Annotated in this window: 20 protein-coding genes and 1 pseudogene; 8 read left to right on the top strand and 13 right to left on the bottom strand. The window is 68.6% G+C overall.

The features are described from left to right. Positions 1-66 precede the first annotated feature (66 nt). Positions 67-1473, top strand: coding sequence for a potassium transporter TrkG (locus KBY66_RS09995; protein ID WP_255089233.1), 1407 nt, complete (start codon positions 67-69; stop codon positions 1471-1473). Here KBY66_RS09995 and KBY66_RS09990 read toward each other — a convergent pair. From KBY66_RS09990 to KBY66_RS09980, 3 genes are read right to left on the bottom strand one after another with little or no spacing between them, the layout of a single operon-like run. Then, entirely contained in the window at positions 1470-2309 is an 840-nt protein-coding gene (locus KBY66_RS09990; RefSeq protein ID WP_255089231.1) for a metal ABC transporter permease, read from the bottom strand. The genes KBY66_RS09995 and KBY66_RS09990 overlap by 4 nt on opposite strands. Beyond that, on the bottom strand, positions 2306-3088 hold the full coding sequence (locus KBY66_RS09985) for a metal ABC transporter ATP-binding protein (RefSeq protein ID WP_255089229.1): 783 nt from the start codon (positions 3086-3088) through the stop codon (positions 2306-2308). The genes KBY66_RS09990 and KBY66_RS09985 overlap by 4 nt, the downstream gene beginning before the upstream one ends. A 53-nt stretch (positions 3089-3141) precedes the next feature. After that, positions 3142-4074: a metal ABC transporter solute-binding protein, Zn/Mn family gene (locus KBY66_RS09980; protein ID WP_255089228.1), complete on the bottom strand. Its 933-nt coding sequence runs from the start codon at positions 4072-4074 to the stop codon at positions 3142-3144. 150 nt (positions 4075-4224) lie between these two features. Here KBY66_RS09980 and KBY66_RS09975 point away from each other — a divergent pair, with 150 nt between their 5' ends. Further along, positions 4225-4650 (top strand): Fur family transcriptional regulator, encoded by a 426-nt coding sequence (locus tag KBY66_RS09975; RefSeq protein WP_255089227.1) that lies wholly within the window; start codon positions 4225-4227, stop codon positions 4648-4650. A 6-nt stretch (positions 4651-4656) separates the two neighbouring features. Here KBY66_RS09975 and KBY66_RS09970 read toward each other — a convergent pair whose 3' ends face one another. Next, entirely contained in the window at positions 4657-5322 is a 666-nt protein-coding gene (locus KBY66_RS09970) for a Fe2+-dependent dioxygenase (RefSeq protein WP_255089226.1), read from the bottom strand. Between the two features lie 207 nt (positions 5323-5529). Between KBY66_RS09970 and KBY66_RS09965 the strand changes: the two genes are divergently transcribed. The 3 genes from KBY66_RS09965 to KBY66_RS09955 all read left to right on the top strand — a co-directional run bounded on the left by KBY66_RS09965 (position 5530) and on the right by KBY66_RS09955 (position 8639). Beyond that, positions 5530-5757 carry a hypothetical protein gene (locus tag KBY66_RS09965; RefSeq protein ID WP_255089225.1) on the top strand — a complete coding sequence of 76 codons (228 nt, stop codon included), beginning with the start codon at positions 5530-5532 and terminating at the stop codon, positions 5755-5757. Between the two features lie 165 nt (positions 5758-5922). Next, on the top strand, positions 5923-7518 hold the full coding sequence (locus KBY66_RS09960; protein WP_255089223.1) for an iron uptake porin: 1596 nt from the start codon (positions 5923-5925) through the stop codon (positions 7516-7518). A gap of 221 nt (positions 7519-7739) precedes the next feature. After that, a complete protein-coding gene (locus KBY66_RS09955) occupies positions 7740-8639 on the top strand; it encodes a YdcF family protein (RefSeq protein WP_255089221.1) in 900 nt (299 codons plus the stop codon). Here the strand turns inward: KBY66_RS09955 and KBY66_RS09950 are convergent. From KBY66_RS09950 to KBY66_RS09940, 3 genes are all read right to left on the bottom strand, one after another. Next, positions 8534-9238 (bottom strand): phytochelatin synthase family protein, encoded by a 705-nt coding sequence (locus KBY66_RS09950; protein ID WP_255089220.1) that lies wholly within the window; start codon positions 9236-9238, stop codon positions 8534-8536. The genes KBY66_RS09955 and KBY66_RS09950 overlap by 106 nt on opposite strands. Before the next feature lie 83 nt (positions 9239-9321). After that, positions 9322-9642 (bottom strand): chaperone modulator CbpM, encoded by a 321-nt coding sequence (locus tag KBY66_RS09945; protein WP_255089219.1) that lies wholly within the window; start codon positions 9640-9642, stop codon positions 9322-9324. After that, positions 9635-10609 (bottom strand): DnaJ C-terminal domain-containing protein, encoded by a 975-nt coding sequence (locus KBY66_RS09940; RefSeq protein ID WP_255089218.1) that lies wholly within the window; start codon positions 10607-10609, stop codon positions 9635-9637. Before KBY66_RS09940 ends, KBY66_RS09945 begins: the two co-directional genes overlap by 8 nt. 224 nt (positions 10610-10833) lie before the next feature. Here KBY66_RS09940 and KBY66_RS09935 point away from each other — a divergent pair. Next, positions 10834-11386, top strand: a pseudogene (locus KBY66_RS09935) (class I fructose-bisphosphate aldolase). Positions 11387-11419: 33 nt separating this feature from the next. Here KBY66_RS09935 and KBY66_RS09930 read toward each other — a convergent pair. Both KBY66_RS09930 and KBY66_RS09925 read right to left on the bottom strand, forming a co-directional pair. Continuing rightward, a complete protein-coding gene (locus KBY66_RS09930; protein ID WP_255089216.1) occupies positions 11420-11827 on the bottom strand; it encodes a thiol-disulfide oxidoreductase DCC family protein in 408 nt (135 codons plus the stop codon). A gap of 13 nt (positions 11828-11840) precedes the next feature. Further along, complete coding sequence (locus KBY66_RS09925; RefSeq protein ID WP_255089215.1) at positions 11841-12056, bottom strand: Nif11-like leader peptide family natural product precursor; 216 nt, start codon at positions 12054-12056, stop codon at positions 11841-11843. 270 nt (positions 12057-12326) lie between these two features. On the opposite strand from KBY66_RS09925, the gene KBY66_RS09920 reads away from it, so the two are divergent. Next, entirely contained in the window at positions 12327-13274 is a 948-nt protein-coding gene (locus KBY66_RS09920; protein WP_255089214.1) for an SHOCT domain-containing protein, read from the top strand. 13 nt (positions 13275-13287) lie between these two features. Here KBY66_RS09920 and KBY66_RS09915 read toward each other — a convergent pair whose 3' ends face one another. From KBY66_RS09915 to folD, 4 genes are read right to left on the bottom strand one after another with little or no spacing between them, the layout of a single operon-like run. Then, the gene (locus KBY66_RS09915; protein ID WP_255089278.1) at positions 13288-14712 is read right to left on the bottom strand and encodes an AAA family ATPase; all 1425 of its coding nucleotides are present in this window, start codon (positions 14710-14712) and stop codon (positions 13288-13290) included. A 20-nt stretch (positions 14713-14732) separates the two neighbouring features. After that, positions 14733-15281, bottom strand: a complete 549-nt coding sequence (locus tag KBY66_RS09910) for a divergent PAP2 family protein (protein WP_255089213.1) — start codon at positions 15279-15281, stop codon at positions 14733-14735. Further along, entirely contained in the window at positions 15278-16174 is an 897-nt protein-coding gene (gene crtE / locus KBY66_RS09905; protein ID WP_255089211.1) for a geranylgeranyl diphosphate synthase CrtE, read from the bottom strand. Before crtE ends, KBY66_RS09910 begins: the two co-directional genes overlap by 4 nt. Before the next feature lie 52 nt (positions 16175-16226). After that, positions 16227-17123: a bifunctional methylenetetrahydrofolate dehydrogenase/methenyltetrahydrofolate cyclohydrolase FolD gene (gene folD / locus KBY66_RS09900; protein WP_255089210.1), complete on the bottom strand. Its 897-nt coding sequence runs from the start codon at positions 17121-17123 to the stop codon at positions 16227-16229. Between the two features lie 88 nt (positions 17124-17211). Between folD and KBY66_RS09895 the strand changes: the two genes are divergently transcribed. Beyond that, positions 17212-19296: an HDIG domain-containing metalloprotein gene (locus KBY66_RS09895; RefSeq protein WP_255089209.1), complete on the top strand. Its 2085-nt coding sequence runs from the start codon at positions 17212-17214 to the stop codon at positions 19294-19296. The last annotated feature ends 43 nt before the right edge of the window (positions 19297-19339 follow it).

Below are 19339 nucleotides of genomic sequence, written 5' to 3'. Positions count from 1 at the left end.
CATTGAGCAACCGGGGGCCGGCCGCTCCGGTACGTTGTGCCCCGACCAATCACGATCCCCGTCCCGATGACAGCCCGGTCTCTGGATCAAATCTGGGGACGGTTGCTGTTGTGGCGCCATCGACTGTCGGTGCCCCAGTTCACGGTGGTGACCGGCGCTCTGGTGATCGCGGCGGGCACCCTCCTGCTGGCCTCCCCGCTCTGCTCCAGCGACGACGTTGGACTATGGCAGGCCCTGTTCACGGTCACTTCGGCGATCACGGTGACGGGTCTGTCGATCATCGACGTGGGCAAGGACCTCACCTTCTTCGGGCAGGTGACCCTCGCGGGGCTGATCATCACCGGTGGGCTCGGCCTGATGGCGATCACCACCTTTCTGCAGGGCTTCGTGCAAGGTCGCTCAGGCTTGCGCCAGCGCCTCGACAAGGGCCGGGCGCTTGATGAGTTCGGCGTCGGCGGCATCGGACCCACCTTCCATCGGATCCTGATCACCGCCGGCTGCGTGATGGGGCTGGGCTCGGCGGTGCTCTACGCCTTTGGATTCACCGACATCAGCAACCCCGGCGAGCGACTCTGGGCGGCGATGTTTCACTGCATCAGTGCCTACAACAATGCTGGCTTCGGGCTCTGGAGCGACAATCTGGTGGGCTACAAGGGCCATCCGATCGTCAACGGTGTGATCGGTGCCCTGATCGTCACCGGCGGGATTGGCTGGCGGGTCACCAACGACCTCTGGGAGAATCGCTCTCGGCTCCGGCGGAAGCGGTGCCTCAGCCTGCACACGCGGCTGGTGCTGCGCAGCACCCTGTTGCTGATCGTCCTTGGCGCGATCGGACTGCTGTTCACCGAACGGTTCGCCCCGGACGGGGTGATCAACACGCTCAACCTCTGGGAGAAGCTCCAGGTCACCATCTTTCAATCGATCACCACCCGCACTGCCGGCTTCAACACGGTGCCGCTCTCGATCGAAACCCTCTCGGACGCGGGGTTGTTGCTGATGATCGTGCTGATGTTCATCGGTGCCAGCCCTGGCGGCACCGGCGGTGGCATCAAAACCACCACCTTCGCGGTGCTGATGGGGGCCACCCGCTCCACCCTGGAAGATCGGCAGGAGGTGATCATCCGCCGCCATGAAATCCCTGGCACCATTGTTCTCAAGGCGGTGGGCGTGGCCTTGGCCTCCGGCCTTTTCGTGATCCTGATGACCTTGGTGCTCGGCCTCGGTCCAACGGCCGGAGGAGACGAAACCGCCCAGTCGTTCAACTTCCTCGAGAAGCTGTTCACCTGCATGTCGGCCTTCTGCACCGTGGGACTTGACGTGGGGGTGACGGCCAACCTGAACCGCTGGGGCCAGCTGGTGCTGATGGTGGGCATGTTCGTGGGACGGCTGGGGATCATGCTCCTGCTGGCGGCCGTGTACGGCAGCCGAGCACCGTCCCGGGTGGGCTACCCCCGCGGAGAAGTCTTTCTCTAGCTGGCTTCGTTTCCGGTGCTGGGCTGGGCGGCCAGGGCCAGGGCGGCCAGGAAACCGATCAGCTGCACGATCACCACGCAGGGCCCCGAGGGCAGATCAAACGCCCCCGAGACCAGCAGGCCCAGCACGGCGCAGATCCCCCCGAGGCCCGAGGCCAGGGCCACGTAGCCGTTGAAGTGGCGACTCACCAACCGCGAGGCGCAGGCAGGAATCACCACGAAGGCGCTGATCAGCAGCACCCCCACCGCCTTGATCGAGATCGCCACCACCACCGCCAGCAGCACGATGAACAGCAACCGGTGCAGCGGCACCGACACCCCGCGGGAGAGGGCCAGCGGCTCATCGAGGGTGAGCAGGATCTGGTCGCGGCGGGTGAGGCCCAGATAGGCCAGGGCGGTGAGCAGCAGGCCCACGATCAGGACCAGATCCAGCCAGGAGATGCCGAGGATGTCGCCGAACAGCAGCTGGTGGATGCCGCCCTTGTAGATGCGAACGAAGCTGAGCGCCACCACGGCAATCGCCAGCGACGAGGAGTAGATGATGTTGAGCAGGGCGTCGGTGGGCAGGCGGCTGTGCTCCACCAGGCGGCTCACCACCAGGGCGAAGAGCACCGCGAAGGGGATCAGCACCAGGGTGGGGTTGAGCCCCAGCAGGATGCCGAGGGTGATGCCGAGCAGGGCCGAATGGCCGAGGGCATCACTGAAGAAGGAGAGCTGCCGCAACACTGCGAAGCTGCCCAGCAGGCCGCCCAGGGCGCCGGTGAGCAGGCCGCCGAGCAGGGCCCGCTGCATGAACGGCAGGGCCAGCAGGTCGCCAAGCGAAGGGCCGTCGGTCATCGGCTGGGGTGGCCGCCGTGGTGGTGGTGGTAAGGCACGTAGCCGCGGCCGTAGACCCGCTCCAGCTGGGCGGAGCTGAGGGCATGGTCGGGGGGGCCCCAGCAGCGCAGGCTGCGGTTGAGGCACAGCACGCCATCGCAGGTGCGGCGCACCATCTCCAGGTCGTGCGAGACCTGGAGGATCGTCCAGCCTTCACTGCGGCGCAGGTCGAAGAGCAGGCCGTAGAACTGCTCTGCCGCCTGGCTGTCGAGGCCGGCCTGGGCCTCATCGAGCACCAGCAGCCGCCGCGGCCGCACCACACAGAACGCCAGCAGCACCCGCTTCGTCTGGCCGCCGGAGAGCTCACTGACCAGGCGGTCAGCAAGATCGGTGCAGCCGGTTTTGGCCAGGGCCTTCTCCACCGCCCGCCGCCGCCGCTCGCTACCACGCCAGGGCAGCTGCAGCCCCGGTGGATCCCAGCCCAGGCCCACGAACTCGGCAACACTCAGGGGGCAGCGGTTGCGCACCGCGAAGGTCTGGGGCAGGTAGGCCAGCTGGGCCCGCACCGAGGGTGGCAACTGGCCGCGGGGACCCAGGGGCCGCCCCAGCAGCCGTACGCCGCCGCCCTGGTGGGGAAGGATGCCGAGGATGGCCTGCACCAGGGTGCTCTTTCCGGCGCCGTTGGGCCCCACCAGGGCCGTGTCGGATTCCGCCGCCAGGGCAAAGCTGACGCCCTCCACGGCGGTGCCGCCCTCGCGCCGCACGGTGAGGTCGCTGACTTCGAGAACCATTTCCGCCATGGCTTCAGCCTACCGAGGGCATGGGAGGGCTCAACCGATGGGCTTTGGTCAGCTCATCCCCCGAACGCGTCGACCAGATCCTTGACATTGCGGCGCAGGGTGTCGGCGTACGTGCCCGGTTGCTTGGCGGCCTCTTCCGAACCGGTCTCGAGGGGATCGAAGACGCTGACCTTCACCCCCAGATCCTGGGCCAGAGCATTGAAGGAGCGGCTGCCTTCCTGGGGTTCGCTGAGCAGGGCTTTGAGGTCGGTGGCTTTCACCTCCTTGGCCACCCGTTGGAGGTCAGCGGGGGTGGGGTTGTCCTCCGGCACATCGACGAGGAAATCGACCTTGAGCCCGTAGCGCTCCGCAAAATAGGGGGCGAAATCGTGGAAGGCCACGAAGGTCTTGCCGGCAAAGGGTTGGAGCTGGGCGGCCAGCTCGGCGTCGAGGGCGCGCAGTTCGGAGGTGAAGGCGGCGGCGTTGGCGGTGAACTGCTGCTTGCAGGTGGGCTTGGCGACGATCAGGCCATCGCGGATCGTTTCCACCTGCTGCACGGCCCGGAGCGGATCGAGCCAGATGTGGGGATTGATCGCGCCGTGGTCGTGGCCGTGGTCATGGCCCTTCTCCTCCGGGTTCGCCAGGGTGGCGATGCCGGCGCTGGAGTCGATCACCCGGAGCTTGGCGTTGCCGGCGCTGGCGATCAGCTTGCCCAGGAACTCCTCGAGGCCCAGGCCGTTCTTGACCAGCACATCGGCCTTCTGGAGGCGGGCCAGATCGGTGGGGGTGGCCTGGAAGTCGTGGGGGCCGACGTTGGTGGGGATCAGGGCCTGCACCGTGGCGCAGTCGCCCGCCACCGCCCGGGTGAACGCGGTGATCGGCAGGAAGGTGGTGACCACGCTCAGGCTCTGCGCCGTGGTGGCAGCCGGCCCCTGGCCGCCACCCCCGCAGGAGGCCAGCAGGGCGGCCACGGCGAGCACGGCCGAGCGGCGCAGGATGGATTGCATGGCGGTGGGTTGGGAGAGAACGGCGCGGAGCGCGCCTGAACCGACGCATGCCTATGAGAACGATACTCATTCGTGGATGGCAGCCTCGGCCGCGGGGCGGCCCCAGCCGGCCCTCCATAGGATCAGCGTCTGTTCCCAGCGCAGAGCGCCATGGCCCCCCAGGTCGCAGATCCGGCGGCACCCCACGGCCTGCTCAATGCGAAACAGCAGCACCTGCTCGATCAGCTGCAGGAGGCCAGCGAGGAACTCACCGGCCAGGACCTCCATGCCCGGCTGCGCGGCACCCCCCATGGCATGGGTTTAGCCACGGTCTACCGGCACCTGCGCCACCTGCAGCAGCGGGGCCTGGTGCGCTGCCGCCACCTGCCAAGCGGCGAGGCCCTGTTTGCCCCCACGGAGCGGGACGAGCACCACCTCACCTGCGTGGATTGCGGCAGCACCGTGGTGCTGCGGAGCTGCCCCATGCACGAGACCCACCTGAACCCCCAGCAACTCGGTGGTTACCAGCTGCTGTTCCACACCCTGGAGTTCTTCGGGCTGTGCCCGGGCTGCCAGGAGCGCCAAGGGTCGGCCTGATCAGGTTCAATCGCCCCACATCCGCAGCAGGTTGGTGTAACTGCGGCTGAGCAGATCGAAGACCTCGCCCTTGCCCTCCTGGCTGAACACCGTCCGCCGGGCCGTGTCGAGCTCGAACAGCAGCTCCCGCTGCTCGGCGCTGCGAAGGCGGCTCTGGATCCAGCCGACGCACACGAGCCGGTCCCCCGCCGTCACGGACTCCACCCGGTGCAGGAGGGTGCTGGGATAGACGATCACATCGCCGGCGCCGAGGCGGATGGCCTCCTCGCCATGGGGGGACTCCAGCACCAGGGCACCGCCCGCGTAGGTGCCTGGTTCCGAGAGAAACAACGTGAAAGAGAGATCGGAGCGTCCTTCGGCCATGAAGGCGTTGTCCACGTGGCGGCCGTACCCCTCGCCAGCGCCCGAGCGACTGAACAGCAGGCCGTGGATCCGTGCCGGCAACGCCGCCGAGGCCAGCAGAGGATGGGCCAGCAAGGCTTGGTGAACCTGCTGCGCCAGCTCCTGGTGCAGGGCCGAAGCGCGCTCCAGCTGGCGGTTGTGCTTGACGGAGCGGGCATGCCAGCCGGCGGTTTCCTGACCGGGCCGCCACTGCACCTCCGGCGCCAGCAGCCTGCCTCGCCAGGAAGAGATCTGCTCGGTCGGCAGCAGTGATTCGATCTGAAAACGCATCGACCCGGCATGAGCGCGGTTCCCACGAACGATGACGGGTCCATGCCCCTTTCTCCAGGACACCTTCCCTGCCCGATCCCTGCCAAGCGGCGGAAGCGGAGGAGCCAGGACCGACATCTGTCACCTATGGCACGGTCGCCTGTGACCGGTGCAGGCCCATTCAGAGCAAACCCGGTCACAATCGGCAACGTTCAACCCGGATCGACCATGCCGCGCCCCAGCATCGCCCTCTTTCTCGCCGCCACCGGACTGATCGCCGGGATGGCGGGTTGCGGCAAAGCCCCCGAAACCAACGCACCGCAAACTCCAGCGGCCGGGCAGAGCGAACCCGGCTCCGCCAGTGGCATGAAGGACGGCCACGTCGACAAGGAGCAGAAAAAGGAGAAGGAGAAAGCGGGCGAAGGTGGAGAGGGCGGAGAAGGGGGCGAGGGCTGAATCCCCCAGCCCCTTGGGCCAGCAGGACAAGCGCACCGAAGCGAAAACGTCAATGGCTGGAATCATTCTCATTCTCATTCTCATTCTCATGGGCTTAGAAGATTTCCAAGCTGTTCTGGATTCGTTTGACCACGCCCTGTTCCGCCGCCTTCGGGTTCCCCGCCCATGCCTGCGCCCCTGTCCCGCCTGATCGCCCCCGCCGCCCTAGGGCTGCTCGTGCCCCTGGCCCCGCTCGGCGCCGCAGCCACCGAGCTGAACTTGGAGGGGGTCCAGCGCTACGCCATCTCCACGCCGTGGCGCAGCAGCGAGCAGGTCACCAGCATCACCCAATTCTCCGACGTTCAGCCCACCGAGTGGGCCTACCAGGCCCTCGCCAGCCTGGTGGAGCGCTACGGCTGCGTGGCCGGCTACCCCGATGGCACCTTCCGCGGCAAGAAGCCGCTGAGCCGCTGGGAAGCCGCCGCCCTGCTCAACGCCTGCCTGGATCGGATCACCGAAGTAACTGACGAGCTCCGCCGCCTGATGAAGGAGTTCGAAGCCGAGCTCGCCGTGCTCAAGGGCCGGGTTGACGGCCTGGAAGCCAAGGTGGGCGAGCTGGAGGCCAACCAGTTCTCCACCACCACCAAGCTCAGTGGCCTGGCCACCTTTGTGGTGGGGGCCAACGCCTTCGGCGGCAGCGCCGATGCCCTCCTCGACCAGACCCGTGCCGAGCTGGGCGCCGCCACCTTCACCTACGACGTGCAGCTGACTCTGGACACCAGCTTCACCAGCAAAGACCTGCTGCGCACGATCCTCAGGGCCGGCAACTTCGGCAGCTCCGCCTTTGGCGGCGCCGGTCCCACCGGCAACCTCTCCATCCTGGAGGTCGCTTTCGAGGATGAATCAGGCCCTGATGGGATAGGTATCGACAAACTCTTCTATCAATTTCCGTTCGGCAGCGGCTTCACGGCCACGGTGGGCCCCCGCGTCGGCCAGGACGACATGCTGGCCCTCTGGCCCAGCGTCTATCCAGCTGACACGATCCTGAACGTGTTGACCCTCAACGGTGCCCCCGCCGCCTACAACAAGAACCAGGGACCCGGGGCCGGCCTCTGGTGGCAGACCAACGGCTTTTCGATCAGCGCCAGCTATGTGGCCGCCAACGGCAACATCGGAGCACCGGATGCCAACTTGAACGTCTGCGGCGGCATCGGCAACGCCTGTTCAGCGGCCACCGGCACGGTCCAGATCGGCTACGGCAAGGAGCAGTGGGCCCTGGCTGCGATCTATTCCTACCTGCAATCGGGCGTCGAGGTTCCCGGCACCACGCCGCTCACCGGCAGCGCCTTCGTCGATCCCGCCGGCCCCACCAACGCCTTCGGCCTGAGCGGCTACTGGCAACCGAAGGGATCAGGCTGGCTTCCCTCGATCAGTGCCGGTTGGGGGATCAACAGCACAAGCAACGACGACAGCCAGCCCGATGGCAGCGTCAGCTCCAGCCAGTCCTGGATGGTGGGGCTGCAGTGGACCGATGTGTTCGACAAGGGCAACGTCTTGGGCATGGCGGTCGGCCAGCCGATCTTCGCCACGGCCCTAACCGGGGGTGAGCGCCCCAACGACGGCAACTACGTGTGGGAGTGGTGGTACAAGGTCCAGGTCACCGACGCCATCTCCGTCACACCGGCGTTGTTCTACCTGAGCCGGCCCCTCGGCCAGGACACCCCGTCGGGGGACAGTTTCAACCAGCTGGGTGGCCTGATCAAAACCAGTTTCAGCTTCTGAGCGGAGCAGCCGGCAGATCTGACCGGCAACCATGCCGAGCAGAACACAACCCATGATCGACCCGGAGGCATGGCCTTGCTGGCAACCATGGGCTTGCTGCAGCCCCTTGGCCAGCAGAAGCGGGAAGCCACACAGGGTTGCGGATCGTGAAGGACGATGGAGCCATCCGAATCGATCACGGTTCTGTCCGACCGATGGAGATGTCTGGTGTTCCCGATCCCATGCTCCAGTCGTCTCTGGCTTTGTCCGCCGCCCCGTTCCGTTGGACCAGTTGCCCCCAGCCGCCGTTGGTCTGGATCAGCTTTCGCGAGGCGCTGTTGCAACTTTTTTCCACCCCCGGGCTGTTCCTGCCCCTGTTGGCGGGGTTGCTCTGGATCATGACAGGCGCCTTGCCGATCGCCCGCTCCCTGCGGGCCTGGCTCATCGCTGCTGCCCTGGTGGGCGCCTCGCTCTTTTACACACCTCTCAGCACAGGCCTGCTCAGCTCCTGGCTGCTCCAGCAGCTGCCCCCGCCAACCTCCGCTCAACCTTCCGTAGCCGTGCTTGTAGGGCGCGGTTCGAAGATTGCCATCGGCAGCACCACCGTGGCAGCAGGTCTCGAGAGCCGGGGGTTGGTCGACACGATCTACGTGTCGGGGGATCAGCGGGCCACCGCCGAGCGGCTCGTTGCCCTGGGCGTGCCCCCTGACCGGGTGGCCGGCGACGACTGTGCCCGCACCACCTGGGAGAACGGCACCCGCACCACGGCCTGGTTACGCCAGCTGAATCCAGGCGCTCCGCTCCCAGCCATCACCTTGATCACCGACCCGTGGCAGCTGCCCCGCGCTTCCCTGGTGTTCAGGCACCTGGGTGTGGAGGTGAGGCCCCTGGCCACTCCCGTTGACCCCTTCTCTGCAAGGGAGCGTAACTACCTCACCGTGCGCGAGAGCGCCGGAATCCTGCTGTACCGGCTGCAAGGACGCCTCAGCAGACCGAAAGATCGGGGAGCTCAGGGTAACGATGACCACCGGTGGCCTCAGAGCCGGCGCACCACAACCACGCCGCGGCTGCGGCCGGAGGTGCTGTCGGTGGTGCGGATCGCCTCCCAGAGATCGGCCAGGGGCACCCACACCGACGGGTAGCGGTAGCGGGCCACATCAAGGATCAGCACCCGATCCGTGGGGGCGTGGTAAGCGGCCACCGGGGAGATGTGACCGCCGCCCGCCTGGCCAAGGGCCTTGCGGTCGTAATTCACCAGCAGGCGATCACCGGGCTCCCTGAGGTTGCTGCGCAGCAGCAGCCGGAACTGGGCCTGGCTGAGGCGATCGCCGTGGATGGCCCTGGCCTGCAGCCCATGGCTAGCCAGCAGGGCCCGCAGCTCCTGCAGGGTCATGCCCTGGCGGGCCACCAGCTCGGGGCTGAGCACCGCCCGGGTGCTCTCGGGCATGAACACGTTCTCCTGGGTCCAGAAGCGGTAGCTGCCATAACCCGCCACCACCGGGGCGGGCACCGCCAGGCTGTTGAGCACCATCACCATGCTGGCCACACCGCAATAGGCGAGGTTGGCCTGGGTGAGGAACTGCTCGGCCAGCGGTCCGTAGTCAGCGCGATCGACGCTCTGCAGCAACAGGGTCTGGCCCTGGGGCTCCGGCAGGGGAATGGTGCTCCCTGGCTGGGCCAGGGCGGCATGGCCCAGGGGCAGCATGGCCAGGAGCCCGCCCAGAACCAAGCGGGAGAGCATCGATCGAGCTTGGCTTTGCCCCTGAGCTTGGTTTCGCCCCATGGACACTCAGGCGCCTGCCCGTTGATCATGGCCTCCTTCGCCTAAGCCCGCTGGAGGGGCAACTGACATTCCAGCTCCTTCAGCCGCACCTCCAGGGCCTCGATGCGCTCCAGGTAGGTGAGGGCCAGGGCCATGCCGGGCCCATTGAGGCCGAAGTCGTCCCGCAGCCGGGCGGCGCGGCGGGCCAGGCTGACCGTGCGGGCGTGGAACGACCAGACCGCTCCACCGCCGCCGGCGAGCTGGAACACCCCGAACGCCACCAGTTCGCTCACTTCCTCCCGGGCCAGCCCTGAAGCCGCCAACAACTCCTCGAGCGCCACCGGGTTCTCGTCGTCGTCGGGAATCAGCAGATCGTCAGCCATGGGTGGTGGCTCCTTCGAGGGATTGGCGTGGGTTGAACGAGGAGGCCTCAGCAAGGTCGCGGTACAGCTGCAGCTCGGGCTCACCGATCTCCGGTGGCATCACGATCTGGATCACACCGTAGAGATCCCCCGCCCCTTCCTTGCGGCGCGGCAGGCCCTTGCCGGCCAGCCGCAGCTTCTGGCCATTGCGCATGCCAGCCCGCACGCTCACCTTGGCGGTGCCATCAAGGGTGGGCATCTCGATCTCGGCGCCGAGGGCCGCCTCCCAGGGGGCGATCGGCAGCTCCAGGTAGAGGTCGTGGCCCACGGGCCGGAAGCGGGGATGGGGCTTGAGACGGATCTCCAGGTAGAGATCGCCGGCGGGGGCCCCACCCATTCCAGGACTGCCCCGCCCCGGAACCCGCAGTCGCTCGCCGTCAGCCACGCCTCGGGGCACCCGGATCGTGCCCGAACGGGGCAGTTTCTCGACGCTGCCATCGGCGTTGCGGCTGGGAACGGTGAGGCTGAACGACACCTCGGCGCCCCGGTACGCCTGCTCCAGGGTCAGCTCCGTGGCCACCTCCAGATCCTGGCCACGGGCCTGGAAGCCGGCCGCTGAACGGCCGGATCGCCCGGATGAGCCAAACCCCATCCGCTCGAACAGATCGGCCAGATCCACCTCCTGCTGCCCGCCCTGGGGGCCACCCCGGGGGTCAGCGCCACGCCAGAAGCGGGATTCCCACTCCTGCGGAGGGGTGAACTCCTCGCCGCTCGGGTGGCGGCCCAGGTCGTCATAGGCCTGGCGTTTCTCGGGATCGGAGAGGGTCTGGTAGGCCTCGCCGATCTCCTTGAACCTCTCCTCGGCTCCCGACTCCTTGGCCACGTCGGGGTGGTAACGGCGGGCCAGCCGCCGGTAGGCCTTCTTGATCTCCTCGCCATCGGCGTCGCGCTCGACCTCCAGCACGCCGTAGTAGTCCTTGAACTTCATCGTCCCCTCGACCGCTGGAAACGCTGCCTCTGTGAGGCAATCCCATGGGCACGCTACTCAGCCCGTCGTGGGGGTCCTGGAGCGTTCCCGATGGCTGGCATGGCAGCGAGCCCGTTCTTGCCTCGATCCGGTCCCAGGCGGGCCAGGATCGCCGGGAAGTCGTTCCTGGAAGGCGGCCATGCCGGTGGCAAGCGTCAGAGGGCTGGTCCGTGCAGCAGGACGCCATGTCGCTTCAGGCCTTCCGCGAGGAGCTCATCGCCACCGCCACCGCCATTGCGTCCCCGGGCAAGGGGTTGCTGGCAGCCGATGAATCCACCGGCACGATCGGCAAGCGCTTCGAGGCGATCGGCCTGGAGAACACCGAGGACCATCGCCGCGCCTACCGCTCCCTGTTGGGCAGCACCAGCGGCCTTGGCCAATCCATCAGCGGCGTGATCCTCTACGAGGAAACCCTCTTCCAGGACGCCAGCGATGGGACACCCATCCTGGAGCTCTTCCGCGCTCAGGGGATCATCCCCGGCATCAAGGTGGATCAGGGCGTGCAACCGCGCGGTCAAGCGGGCCGGCCGCCGCGCCCCCTGGAACCTGGGCTTCTCCTTTGGCTGGGCCCTGCAGCACTCCTGCCTGCAGCAGTGGGCCGGTCACGACGTGGCCGCTGGCCAGGGGGCCCTGCTGGCCAGGGCTCGGGCCAACTCAGAGGCCAGCTTGGGGGCCTACCGCGCCGGTTCGCAACCATCCAACGACGCGAGCCTGTTCGTGGCGGGCTACCTCTACTGAGGCTGCCCGGCCGCCAGCCAAACAGCAGGGGCATCACTCGCCGGAAGCCTTCCGCCGATCACAGAGGGTCTCCAGGTCGTCCCTGCCGGTGAGCCGCAGCCGCCACCGGGCCCAGAGGCCATAGAGCGCGTTCACCACCGGACCGATCAGGGGCCAGGTGGTGGGGGCATACAGCCAACCCAGTCCCACCAGCCGGTAGGCCTCCCTGAAAACGGCCACATCCTTGATCACGCGGCCGTCGGCGCAGAGCCCACGCATGCGGCCCATGGCCTCCCGGTAGCTGATGCCGCCATGGGCCGACGGGTCATAGTCCGGCGCATCGATATCGACGAAACGGATCCGGCCGCGGCCTCGATCCCGGGCCCGCAGCGTGTCCACCTCCCGCAGGCAGAGGGGACAGCCCCCGTCGTAGAGGAGGGTGAGGGCGGGTTCATCAGCCATGGCTGCGACCAATTCAGTTGTATTCGCCGGGCAGATCCTGCTTCTTGACCGTGACGCGACCGACCTTCTGGCCGGAGAGGCGCAGCAATTCATCACCGGAGAACTCATAGCCCAGCCCGGCGGCGATCTGGGCGACGTCGTCGGCGGTGGAGGCCGCCAGCACCTGCTGGCGCAGGGTCGGATCGTCCTGCATCCGCACCAGGAAGGCTTTGAGTTGGTCCAGGGCCATCGCGCAGCCGGCATCCGCACCAGTCTCACCTGGGGCAGAGCGCTCCCCCGTCCAACGACAGGCGCGAACAAGATGGAACGGCGGCCGGCCATGCCAATCCATGAGAGCTGGGACAAGCTGCTCAGGTGTTAAGTTCTTTGATCGCCCAGGAATCTCTGTCCGGCTTCACACCGGACCAGTGCTGCTCCTGGGAAAAAGACGCCTGGAGACAGTTCCACCAGGACCTGGCTCCCTCCCCGCCAAGGACATCGCTCCGCAAAAGAGATCGCAATGGAAAAACTCACGGCCGCAGGGCTTGAGGTCGTCAACGACCTGGCCCAGCGTTATGGCTTCAGCCAGGACGCCGTGCTGCACATGGCCTTCGCCCTGCTCAAGGGGCGTGGTGGCATGGCCCAGTTCAACCACCCGGAATTCGCCGGCTCCGGCCAATGGATGAACGGCGGCATGATGATGCTGGGGGACATGTTCAACCACGGGCTCAAGGCCCGCGTTGATGGGCTCTGCCAGGACCTCTCCACGGCGATCTCCAGCCAGCCCGATCTCTTCCCGCGCGGAAGCTTCCAGTCCCAGAGCCAGAGCGGCGGCGCTCAGCAGATGCTGGTGGGTGGGGCCGGCCTGCAGCAGCAATCCAGCGGCGGTGGCCAGCAGATGCAGGTGAGCGGCGGCATGGCGCCGCTGAGGCCGATGAGCTTTGGCTCCGGCGCGCTGTTCACCCCCGACCCACGCGACACCTGGTGGCCCGCCGAACTGGGAGCACCCAGCTCCAGCGGCGCCCAGAACGACGTGCGCTACGCCTACTTTCCGGCTGCCGGGCGGCTGGCGGTGGAGGTCAACGGCCACATCAGCATCTACGACACCAGCGGCCACCAGATCGCCGGCATCTCCTCCCAGCAGCAGTCCTCCGCTGGCGGGCTGGTGTTCAGCACGGCCGACGGCAGCATCAGCCTCGCCCACCTCACGGCGCTGGGCACCCCGGCGGCGGCCGCCCCGTCGGCAGCACCGGCACCACCACCGGCCCCCCAGGCGAACCAGGCCGTCGCCGGGCAAGCGGCTGTTGCAGAGCCCCCAGCCGTTGCGGCCAGGCCCGAACCCGCCCCCCCGGCTGGTGGCACCGACGTGTTCGCCACCCTCGAGCGCCTCGGGGAACTCATGAAGAAGGGCATCCTCACCGAGGAGGAATTCGCCGCCAAGAAGTCCGAGCTGCTCAGCCGCCTCTAGGCCAGGACCGCAGCTACACAGCCCGCTCCAGTTCCGTCTGCCAGCAGCGGCGCTCGGCTTCGCTGCCGCCGCCTGCCACCATCCACACCCCCGTCCGGGCCCGGCTGACAGCCACATACACCAGCTGGCGACGCAGGACCAGATCGGAGGGCCGAAACACGTCGGCGTCGATGAACACCTCGCCGAAGCTGCTCCCCTGGCTGCGGTGCACGGTGAGCACCGCGGCCGGGCCGAGGGAGGCGAAGGCGTCGCGCACCAGGAAGTAGCGGCGCCAGAGGGCACGGCCATCCCGCTTGCCGGCGCCGAGGGCCTCGCTGCGCAGCCGGGCCAGCACCCCCTCCAGCTGCCGGCGCCCCGGCGATCCCGGCGGGGGGAGAAGCCGCAGGGACAGCTGGGCATCACCGCTGTCCACCGCCACGACCTGGGTCTCGATCACGGCGCCATCGCCGATCCCGAAGGCGGCCAGGTCGCAGCGCTCCGGGGTCACATCCCGCACCACCAGCTCCCGGTTGGAGGCCAGCACCATGTCGGGCTCCTCGCCCCCCTCCTCCCCCTGGGGGCAGGCCGGTGCCATCACCGCCATGCGGGTGAGCAGCACCTCTCCGGGCAGCACCGGCAGCTGGTCGGCCATCGCGCCGTGGATGGCGCGCCGGGCCAGGGGCACCAGCTGCTCCAGGGAGCGGTTTGTGTAGCAGAGGATGCGGGCCTGGTCGGGGTTGTCGCATTCGGCGGCCTGGCGCAGGGCGGCCTGGGCAGCCTGCAACCAGGCCGGCCGACTCAGCAGCGCCACCTGACCCTCCGGTTGGCGAACCGGGGGAAGCAGGGGGGGCAGGCGGCAGGGCAGGCGCTCCTCCCGCAGACCCGTGGCCAGGCGCAGCACCGGTCCCTGGTGGCGCACCACCTCGGTGAGGGCGCAGCGGCAGGCCCGCTGCAGATCGAACACCGGGCTGGAGGCGGCCCCCACCGGCGGCAGCTGGGCCGGATCCCCCACGAACACCAGGCGGGTGCCGTAGGGATGGGCACCCTGCAGGGCAATCTGCAACAGGCTGCCGTCCACCATCGAGGCTTCATCGATCAGCACCAGGCCCAAATGCTCCAGGGCCACCGCCGTCTGCCCGGTTTCTTCGCAGACCTCCCGTCCCCCTTCGCGGCGCAGCTTCAGGCGCAGCAGCCGGTGCAGGGTGGAGGGGTGCCAGGTGGGCCGCAGCCCGGCCAGCGCCAGGTGCTGCCGCAACACGCCGACGGCTTTGTGGGTGGGGGCTACAACCGTCCAGCAGAGGCCACGGGCCTCCACCGCCGCCAGGAAGGCCATCGATAGGAAGGTTTTTCCGGTGCCCGCGTAGCCGCTCAACACGAAGGGAACCCCCTGGGCCGGTGCCGTCAGCCAGGCCGTGAAGGCGTCCACCGCGTTCCGCTGACCGGCGGTGAAGCAGGCCATGGCGCCGAAGCCCGGCACGCTCAAGCGGCCGGCAACCAGCCCCAGCCCTGGGCGATCTGCAGCGGGGAGCCGGCCAAGGCGAGGCCGCAGAGGGCAACGGCCGGGCCGATCAGGCTGCCCGCCAACACCTCCAGGCGGGTGTGCCCCAGGCTCTCCTTCAGCGGTTGGGGCGGAGGTTGGGGCGGAGTGTCGGCAGGGGCCGTCGCGCCGGCCTGCCAGAGCTGCTTAGGCAGGCTGTTGAGCCGCCGCGCCTGCAGGCCGGCTGCCCGGCGCACCCCGCTGGCGTCATACATCACCACGAAGGCGATCGTGCAGGCAAAGGCAAACAACGGATCATCGAAGCCCAGCTCCCAGCCGATCCCGGCCGCCGCTCCTGTGACCAGGGCGGAATGGCTCGACGGCATGCCACCGGTTTCAAGCAGCACCGCCGGCCGCCAGCGGCCATGCTCGACCAGCTCCACCAGCAACTTGCCGAGCTGGGCCAGCCCACAGGCCGCCAGGGCCCAGGCCAGCACGCCGTTGTCGAGCAGCTGATGGAGGCCATCGGCGCCACTCGGGAGGGCGCTCATCGATCGCGGCTCGTGATGTAGTCGGCCAGGGCGAGCAGGGGCTGGGCCTCCCAGGGCTGCAGCACCGCCTTGGCTTCCTGCACCAGGTCTTCAGCGCGACGGCGGGACTCCTCCAGACCCAGCAACTTGGGATAGGTGGTCTTGTCGGCGGCCAGATCCTTGCCGGCGGTCTTGCCGAGCACTTCGCTGCTGGCAGTCAGATCCAGGATGTCGTCGATGATCTGGAAGGCCAGGCCGATGCCGCGAGCGTAGGTGCGCAGGGCGCCCAGCAGCGGCTCGGAGGCCCCGGCGATCAGGGCGCCGCTCACCACGCAGGCGCGCAGCAGGGCGCCGGTCTTGTGGAGATGGATGTACTCGAGGGTGTCGAGGTCCACCTGCTTGGCCTCGCACTCCAGATCCACCACCTGGCCGCCGACCAGGCCGGGGGCGCCGGCGGCCAGGGAAAGCTCCCCCACCACCGCCAGCAGCCGCTCGGGGGGCACGCCCGGGCTGCGCAGGGCCACCATCTCGAAGGCGCGGGTGAGCAGGGCGTCGCCGGCAAGGATCGCCTTGGCCTCGCCGTACACCTTGTGGTTGGTGGGGCGGCCGCGGCGCAGGTCGTCGTTGTCCATGGCCGGCAGATCGTCATGGATCAGCGACATGGTGTGGACCATCTCCAGGGCCACCGCCGTGGGCATCGCCAAGCTGCCGTCCCCCCCGGCCAGCTCGCAGGCGGCCAGGCAGAGAATGGGGCGCAGCCGCTTGCCGCCGGCCAGCAGGGAGTAACGCATTGCCTCCCGCAGGGATTCCGGCCGTTCCGGAGCGAGCGAGCTCTCCAGGGCCGCTTCCACCCGCTGCCGGGACGCCTCCAGATAGGCGGCGAAATTGAAGGTCGTGCTCACTGTCACGGCCATGGAAACCAGCTCGCTGGGCGGGATTCTCTCAGGCCGATGGGCCGCGCTGTGCTCAGGGCAGCAGATCCGCCAATGGATTGTCAACTGGGGCGCCGGCGGGGGTGGTGTGGGCACACCAGGCCACCACGGTGTTCACCAGCAGCATGGCCACCGTCATCGGGCCCACCCCACCGGGCACCGGCGTGATCGCCCGGGCGATCGGCTCCACCTCGTGGAAGATCACGTCACCGCAGAGCCCCCCTTCCGGGCGGCGGTGGATGCCCACGTCCACCACCACGACACCGGCGCCCACGTGCTCGGCGCCGATCAGGCCTGGCCGTCCCGCCGCCACCACCAGCACCTCGGCACGGCGGGTGAGCTCCGCCAGGTCGCGGGTTCGGGAGTGGGCGACGCAGACGGTGGCGTTGGCGGCCAGGAGCATCAGGGCCATCGGCTGGCCCACCAGGATGCTGCGGCCCACCACCACGGCGCGGCGGCCTTCCAGCTCGATCTCGGCCCGGCGCAGCAGGGCCATCACCCCGGCCGGGGTGCAGCTGCGCGGGCCGGGCTCCCCCTTCAGCAGCCGCCCGAGGTTGAGGCCGTGGAGGCCATCGGCGTCCTTGTCCGGGTCGATCGCCGCCAGCAGCAGCCCCTCGGGCAGACCGGGCGGCAGGGGCAACTGCAACAGGATCCCATCCACCTCGGGGTCGGCGTTGAGGCGTTGGATCGCTGCCAGCACCTGCTGGGGCGTGGCATCCGCCGCCAGATGGCCGCCGTGGTTGCCGATTCCCACCCGCCGGCAGGCCTTTTCCTTGTTGGCCACGTAGACGCCGCTGGCCGGGTCATCCCCCACCCGCAGCACCGCCAGCCCGGGCGGCCTCCCTGCCTGCTTCAGCCGCGCGGCGATCACCGCCGTGAGGCGCTGTTCCAGTTCCGCCGCCAGGCGGCGGCCATCGAGGAGCAGGGCCATCACAGCGGCAGATCGGGCAGCTCCAGCATGCAACCCCCAGCCCCCGACAGGGTCGTCGCTAGCGTTTTCCGGATCCCAGGCGGAAACGGTGCTGCCCCTCGCTCGCGCCCAACAGCTTTGGCGGCAATGGTTGCGCCGGGAATCGCCGCGCCAGGCCCTCTATGCCTGGCGCCAGCGCGACTGGCTGGCCGTGCTGCTGTCCTGCACCCTGGTGGCCCTGCTCTCCAGTTGGCCGTGGCTGGTGGAGCCGATCCTGCGACCCGGCATTCCGGCTCCCTTCAGCGCCAGGGCCCCCAGGGCCGCCACCGTCGTCGACAGCGATGCCCTGGAGCAGCGCCGCTCCCAGCTGGGCACCCGGACCAACGTCCAGGTGGTGGACCCCCAGGCCAATCTGGAGCTGAGGCAACGGCTTGAGCGTCAGATCCAGGAACTGGAGCAGGTGGCCGCCAGTCCCCAGGAACGGGTCGCACCGCTGAATCTCAAGCCGGCAGAACAGGCCTGGCTGAGCGCCCAGGGTCCCGCCCAGCGGGCCGCTTGGAACCAGAACATCCGGCTGGCCCAGCAGCGGATGCTCAGCCAGGGGGTGGTGGGGAGCGTGGCCAAACACCAGCTGGAGCTGGCCGCCCGGCTCCAGCTCGGCGAGCTGCCAGAACCCGCCCAGAGCCTGGGCAGCCGCCTGCTGGCGCTGAACCTGCAGGGGCACACCAACCTGCGCAACGACGCCGGCCTCAGCCAGCGGTTGATCGAAGAGCTGCTCAACCAGCAGGGCATTCCCCGCATCCAGGTGAAGCAGGGGGACCTGATCACCCGCCAGGGGGAGCCGATCAGCCCCCAGGCCTATGACGTGCTCGATTACTTCGGCATGGTGGACCGCCGGCCCCTGCTGAGGGCCTGGCTGGCCCATTTCCTCGAGGCCCTGGCCGCCTGCCTGGTGGTGGTGCTGATCATCCGTCGCTGGCGGACCAATCTCGAACCCCGCCATGCCTTGCTGGTGCTCGGCATGTTGCTGGTGGTTCAGGCCTTCAAGCTGTGGCTGGGCAACACCGCCAGCCCCCTGGCCCTGCTGGTGCCCGCCACCCTGTTGCTGGCCCAGGGACTGGGCACGATCGCCGGCCTGGCCTGGCTGGCGGCGGCCAGCTTGCTCTGGCCGGAGCCGCTCGATGATTACAGCGAAGTGCGGCTGATGGTGGCCACGGCGGTGGCTGTGGTGGCGGCGGTGCTCGCCGGACGGCAACGCAGCAGGGCCCAGCTGGTGCAGCTGGCGATCCTGCTGCCCAGTGGAGCCCTGGTTCTGCAGTGGATCACCGTCCAGGTGGTGGCCCTCTGGCATGGCCGCACGCGCTTGCCTCCCACCGGCACGGAGCTGGGCGCTGAAGCGTTGCTGATGGGGGGGCTGTTGATGGCCGGTCTGCTGCTGGGCCCCCTGGTGGAGAGCTTCTTCGGCCTGCTCACCCGCGCCCGATTGCTCGAGCTGGCCGATCTGCAACGCCCTTTGCTGCGACGGCTTTCCCTGGAAGCACCGGGCACCTTCGAGCACACCCTGATGATCTGCGGACTGGCCGAGGAGGGGGCCCGGGCGATCCATGGCGATGTGGACCTGATCCGCACCGGTTCGCTATATCACGACGTCGGCAAGTTGCATGCGCCGGAATGGTTCATCGAGAACCAGTCGGAGGGACCAAACCCCCACGATCTCCTGGATGATCCCGGCGGCAGCGCCTCCGTGCTTCAGGCCCACGTGGATGAGGGGCTGAAGCTGGCCCGCAGGCACCGGTTGCCCCGTCCCCTGGCTGATTTCATCCCCGAACATCAGGGCACCCTGCGGATGGGCTACTTCTTCCACCAGGCGCGAGAGCGAAATCCCAGGGTGCCGGAGGAGAACTTCCGGTATCGGGGCCCCAGGCCCCAGCGCCGCGAAACGGCGATCCTGATGCTGGCCGATGGCTGCGAGGCCGCCCTGCGCTCCCTGCCTCCAGGCACCTCAGAGGAGGAGGCCAGCCAGATGGTGCGACGCCTGATCGACGCCCGGCGGCTGGATGGCCAGCTCAAGGACAGCGGCCTCAGCCGCGGCGAACTCGAGCTGGTGATCCGCGCCTTTGTGCGGGTCTGGAAGCGAATGCGGCATCGTCGGATTCCCTATCCGATCCCGGCCCGCAAGGCCTACAGCGCCTGATCGCCCCAGGCCCAGCCCGGGGGGAGCGATAGGGTCCACCCAG

This window comes from Synechococcus sp. Tobar12-5m-g (assembly GCF_024345415.1).
Taxonomy (GTDB): Bacteria; Cyanobacteriota; Cyanobacteriia; order PCC-6307; family Cyanobiaceae; genus Regnicoccus.
This window is presented reverse-complemented; position numbering and strand designations above follow the sequence as displayed.

What these genes read in the sequence shown, in the direction of transcription:
- KBY66_RS09995 (WP_255089233.1), top strand. Translation starts at nt 67, where the DNA reads ATGACAGCCCGGTCTCTGGATCAAATCTGGGGACGGTTGCTGTTGTGG.
- KBY66_RS09990 (WP_255089231.1), bottom strand. Translation starts at nt 2,309, where the DNA reads ATGACCGACGGCCCTTCGCTTGGCGACCTGCTGGCCCTGCCGTTCATG.
- KBY66_RS09985 (WP_255089229.1), bottom strand. Translation starts at nt 3,088, where the DNA reads ATGGCGGAAATGGTTCTCGAAGTCAGCGACCTCACCGTGCGGCGCGAG.
- KBY66_RS09980 (WP_255089228.1), bottom strand. Translation starts at nt 4,074, where the DNA reads ATGCAATCCATCCTGCGCCGCTCGGCCGTGCTCGCCGTGGCCGCCCTG.
- KBY66_RS09975 (WP_255089227.1), top strand. Translation starts at nt 4,225, where the DNA reads ATGGCCCCCCAGGTCGCAGATCCGGCGGCACCCCACGGCCTGCTCAAT.
- KBY66_RS09970 (WP_255089226.1), bottom strand. Translation starts at nt 5,322, where the DNA reads ATGCGTTTTCAGATCGAATCACTGCTGCCGACCGAGCAGATCTCTTCC.
- KBY66_RS09965 (WP_255089225.1), top strand. Translation starts at nt 5,530, where the DNA reads ATGCCGCGCCCCAGCATCGCCCTCTTTCTCGCCGCCACCGGACTGATC.
- KBY66_RS09960 (WP_255089223.1), top strand. Translation starts at nt 5,923, where the DNA reads ATGCCTGCGCCCCTGTCCCGCCTGATCGCCCCCGCCGCCCTAGGGCTG.
- KBY66_RS09955 (WP_255089221.1), top strand. Translation starts at nt 7,740, where the DNA reads ATGCTCCAGTCGTCTCTGGCTTTGTCCGCCGCCCCGTTCCGTTGGACC.
- KBY66_RS09950 (WP_255089220.1), bottom strand. Translation starts at nt 9,238, where the DNA reads ATGCTCTCCCGCTTGGTTCTGGGCGGGCTCCTGGCCATGCTGCCCCTG.
- KBY66_RS09945 (WP_255089219.1), bottom strand. Translation starts at nt 9,642, where the DNA reads ATGGCTGACGATCTGCTGATTCCCGACGACGACGAGAACCCGGTGGCG.
- KBY66_RS09940 (WP_255089218.1), bottom strand. Translation starts at nt 10,609, where the DNA reads ATGAAGTTCAAGGACTACTACGGCGTGCTGGAGGTCGAGCGCGACGCC.
- KBY66_RS09930 (WP_255089216.1), bottom strand. Translation starts at nt 11,827, where the DNA reads ATGGCTGATGAACCCGCCCTCACCCTCCTCTACGACGGGGGCTGTCCC.
- KBY66_RS09925 (WP_255089215.1), bottom strand. Translation starts at nt 12,056, where the DNA reads ATGGCCCTGGACCAACTCAAAGCCTTCCTGGTGCGGATGCAGGACGAT.
- KBY66_RS09920 (WP_255089214.1), top strand. Translation starts at nt 12,327, where the DNA reads ATGGAAAAACTCACGGCCGCAGGGCTTGAGGTCGTCAACGACCTGGCC.
- KBY66_RS09915 (WP_255089278.1), bottom strand. Translation starts at nt 14,712, where the DNA reads ATGGCCTGCTTCACCGCCGGTCAGCGGAACGCGGTGGACGCCTTCACG.
- KBY66_RS09910 (WP_255089213.1), bottom strand. Translation starts at nt 15,281, where the DNA reads ATGAGCGCCCTCCCGAGTGGCGCCGATGGCCTCCATCAGCTGCTCGAC.
- crtE (WP_255089211.1), bottom strand. Translation starts at nt 16,174, where the DNA reads ATGGCCGTGACAGTGAGCACGACCTTCAATTTCGCCGCCTATCTGGAG.
- folD (WP_255089210.1), bottom strand. Translation starts at nt 17,123, where the DNA reads ATGGCCCTGCTCCTCGATGGCCGCCGCCTGGCGGCGGAACTGGAACAG.